Below are 4111 nucleotides of genomic sequence, written 5' to 3'. Positions count from 1 at the left end.
GATTTAAATTTCTTAATGCATAATCTAGCATAGCTTTTTTAGGTTTTCCAAAATATTTAGGAACTCTTTTAGTGCATAGCTCAATTATATTGCAAATAGCTCTACAATCTGGTAAAAATACACCGTCCTCTACTGGATAAACTAAATCTTCATTTGCCGCTAAGTACTCTACACCATCTCTATGTAAAAGTTTACAAGCTATCTCTAACTTTTTATAATTAAGTTCAGAATCAAGTGTAACCACAACTATATCGATTTCAGAAAAATTAAACTCATCATTTTCATCAAATATTTGAATTTCTAAATCTTTACAATAATTTTTGTAGTCTTTTGTTCCTACCATAAATATTTTTTTACCTTTACAACTATTTTTTAAATAATCTGCTAATACTACTCCAGCAGTTATTATCTCTTTTAATTCAGTTTCAATTCCTAATTTTTTAAATTTTTCAATATAACTTTCTGGATTTTTAGAAGAGTTATTTGTGTAAAAACCTATTTTTTTTCCACATTTTCGTAGCTCTTCTATTTTTTCTTTAGCTCCAGGTATTAAAACATCCCCTAAAACTATTGTTCCATCTATATCAAATAGATATCCTTTATAATCTTTCATTTGGTTTTTGCTCCTCTTTTATAAAATTACTTTTAGTCGCTTTTTTATTTCTTACCATAGTTATAACTTTTCTTTCTAATATCTTCATTACTATTAAAGTTATAACAACAATTAAAAAAGCTGCTATAGATAGAAATACAAAACCATATCCAATTGCTAATCCAATAGCTGCTGTTATCCATAAAGTGGCTGCAGTTGTTATTCCTGAAACTTTATCATTTGAATAAACTATTGCTCCTCCCCCTATAAATCCCACTCCTGTTACAACTTGGGCTGATAGCCTTGTAATATCTAATTTATAACTTTCTATGAGGTTAGGTTGGGAGGATATTAAATTTATTTGCCTTATTAACAGTTCCTCTTGTAAAAGAGCGATAGTTGTTGCTCCTAAACATACCAATATCAAGGTTACAAAACCTGCTGATTTATTTTTTAATTCTCTTTCTAATCCTATGCAACCTCCAAATATTGAGGATACTGTTAATCTAAATAATATTTCTGTTAATCCTATCCCTGTCATAATATATCCCTCATTTTATATTTATTTATTTTGATTTGCTATAAATTGAACTCCTAAATCTGGGAAATCTGTGAAAACTCCTGTAGAATTAGTTTGATTAAATATAATTTCAAACATCTCATCTATATTATTCACATAATCTGGTAGGGCATCTTTTCTTATTGTGTAAGGGTGTAACTCTAAACCATTTTTTCCAATATATTCAACTAGCGGAGTTACTTTTATATCTCCTTTTTTAGAATTATCTCCATCTATTAGCATGTACCATGCTGGTCCAATTCCATCAGCATATTTTGACAGCTCTTTTACACCTTCAGGAGTGAACATCCAATCATAATTATAATTTACCCATTCACCTTTTTTATTTTTTTCCATAGTTTCATTCCAATCAGTATATGCAACTAATTGTACTAACTTTAAATTCATTCCCATCTCTGGCATAAGTTCATTTTTAACTCTTTTTAACTCATTAAAATCAAAAACTTGGAAATATATAGGATCATCCTTACTTGTGTAACCATATTTTTTTAAAATTTGTAAAGTTTCTTTAGCTATATCTTTTCCTTCTTGGTGATGTAGCCAAGGAGCTTTTATCTCTGGATATATTCCAATTCTCTTTCCAGTTGTTTTTTCTAACCCTTGAATAAATTCTAACTCTTCCTCTAAAGTATGAATTTTAAATGTTGATTTCCATAAAGGGAATCTTCCCTCGTAAACTAATTTTTCTTCACCATTTTCCACTTTAAAGTTTTCAGTCATATTCAAACCTTTTATTTCTGCTAAAGTAAAATCCATAACATAATATCTTCCATCTTTTCTTGCTCTATTTGGATATTGCTTAGCAACATCTGTAAGTTGATCTAAAAAATGATCATGTATTACAATTACTTTATTATCCTTAGTCATAGCTAAGTCTTGTTCTAAATAATCTGCCCCTTGACCAAAAGCCAAAGCCTTTGATTCAAGTGTGTGTTCTGGTAAATAACCACTTGCTCCTCTATGTGCTATTATAATTTTTTTATCATTTTGTGAAAAAGTAGCTAAAGATAACCCTACCATACTAAGTGCTAATAATATTTTTACGTTCATTTAACCTCCATGGTCTACATTAATAAGTTTGGTATATATAATGCTATTGTTTCTGAATATGTTAAAATAGCTAAAACTACTAAAAGTGCTAAAATAAATGGTAATACCTCTTTTACAAATTCATCAAGTTTTACACCGACTATGGTACACGTTGTAAACATCATTGATCCAAAAGGCGGAGTTATTCCTCCAATCATAATATTAACAATTAATATTACTCCAAACTGAATTGGGTCTATTCCAACTTTTAAAGCTGCTGGCACTAAAAGTGGAGCTAGAATTACAAGTGCTGCCCCTCCTTCTAAGAACATTCCAACAAAAAGTAAAAGTAGATTCACTATGAAAAGTAACATATATCTATTATCTGTAAATCCAACTAATAGATTTGTTATCATTTGAGGAATTCTTTCTAATGTTAGATAGTATCCAAAAACTTTTGCTCCTATTATAAGAAGCATAACAGACCCTGTTCCATAAACTGTATCTTTTAAAATAATAGGCACATGCTCCCACTTTAGTTTTTTATATACAAAAACTCCAACTACAAAACAAAATAATACAGCAACTCCCCCAGCTTCCGTTGGAGTGAAAAGTCCCATACGCATTCCTAAAATAATTCCAAAAGGAATTAATAATGCCCATATAGAATCTTTAATTTGAATTAAAATCTCCTTTATTGTAGCTCTTTTATCTCTAGTTGAAGTATAACCTCTCTTCTTAGAAATTATATGTACCACAAACATAAGAGCAACTGTCATCATAATTCCAGGTGTATATCCTGCTAAAAACATTTTAGCTACTGAAACGTTAGCTATTAATGAATAAATTATAAGATTTGTTCCTGGAGGTATCACTGGACTTACTGAAGATGACGCTGCTGTTACTGCAGCTGAAAATGGTTTTGAGAAATTTCTTTTTACCATCTCTGGAACTAAAATCTTAGATTGCATAGCTGCATCAGCATTTGCAGAACCTGAAATTCCACCCATCATAGCACTTAATATTACGTTAACTTGAGCTAGTCCTCCAACCATATGCCCTGTTAAAACTTCTGCCATTTTCATTAAGCTAGAACTAATTCCAGAAAAATTCATAACAGACCCAACCATTATAAAAAATGGAACTGCTAAATATGGAAAAGATTCAACTGAAGTTACAAACTGCTGAATAACCATATTAACAGACATTATGTCATTCTGAAATATAAAATAATATAGTGATGCCCCTATAAGAGCAAAAGCAATAGGTATATTTAAGAAAAACAGTACGAATAAAATAATAACTGGTATAAATGGTTCCATTACATCATCACATCCTCTATTTGCTGTTCAAACGCCTCTTGCTCCTCCATCTCTTCTATCTCTAAATTATTAAAATTAATAATATCATAGATAAAAAAATAGACAGAGTATATTGTCATTAGCCCAAAGGAAACTGGCAAAGAACTATTTATATAAACATATGAAATCTCTAAGGCTGAAGTTATCTTATCTGATGAAGATGTATAGTTGTAACTTAAATAAAACATAGAAGCTGATAAAACTAAAAGTAAAGTATTTGTTATAACTCTTAAAACTCTTCTTCCCTTTAATGGAAGTATCTTTGTTACAGCATCTACCCCTATAAGTCCTCTTTTTCTATAACTTGCTGTTGCTCCTAAATATACTGTCCATATAAAACAACCAACTGAAACTTCCTCTATCCAAGAGTATTGTATTCCTAAGAAATATCTTAGGAATACATTTACTATTACAAGAATTACAGTTACGCTGATTGTTATACTTCCAAGTAATGCTTCAAACTCTATTGCTCTAAATTTTTTTAAAATATCATTACTCATGTAAGCCTCCAAACTAGCAAATTCTATTTATTTCTAATTTTATTTAATT

The 4111-nt window shown here is 29.7% G+C and carries 5 protein-coding genes; all 5 read right to left on the bottom strand.

Features of this window, described 5'->3' with window-relative positions:
- Nucleotides 1–613, bottom strand: a 613-nt coding sequence (locus tag Q0V08_RS10935; RefSeq protein ID WP_297434709.1) for an HAD-IIA family hydrolase, incomplete at its 3' end; no start/stop codon positions are given.
- Nucleotides 600–1133: an MgtC/SapB family protein gene (locus Q0V08_RS10930; RefSeq protein WP_257163568.1), complete on the bottom strand. Its 534-nt coding sequence runs from the start codon at nt 1131–1133 to the stop codon at nt 600–602. The genes Q0V08_RS10935 and Q0V08_RS10930, both read right to left, overlap by 14 nt.
- A gap of 21 nt (nt 1134–1154) precedes the next feature.
- The gene (gene glpQ / locus Q0V08_RS10925) at nt 1155–2222 is read right to left on the bottom strand and encodes a glycerophosphodiester phosphodiesterase (RefSeq protein WP_257163567.1); all 1068 of its coding nucleotides are present in this window, start codon (nt 2220–2222) and stop codon (nt 1155–1157) included.
- 14 nt (nt 2223–2236) lie between these two features.
- Nucleotides 2237–3523, bottom strand: coding sequence for a TRAP transporter large permease (locus Q0V08_RS10920; protein WP_297434706.1), 1287 nt, complete (start codon nt 3521–3523; stop codon nt 2237–2239).
- Nucleotides 3523–4062: a TRAP transporter small permease gene (locus Q0V08_RS10915; RefSeq protein WP_257163565.1), complete on the bottom strand. Its 540-nt coding sequence runs from the start codon at nt 4060–4062 to the stop codon at nt 3523–3525. The genes Q0V08_RS10920 and Q0V08_RS10915 overlap by 1 nt, the downstream gene beginning before the upstream one ends.
- Nucleotides 4063–4111 lie beyond the last annotated feature (49 nt).

Origin of the sequence: uncultured Cetobacterium sp. (genome assembly GCF_947038635.1) — a bacterium.
Lineage (GTDB): Bacteria > Fusobacteriota > Fusobacteriia > Fusobacteriales > Fusobacteriaceae > Cetobacterium_A.
The sequence above is the reverse complement of the archived record's forward strand: the minus strand, read 5'-3'. Positions and strand labels throughout refer to the sequence as shown.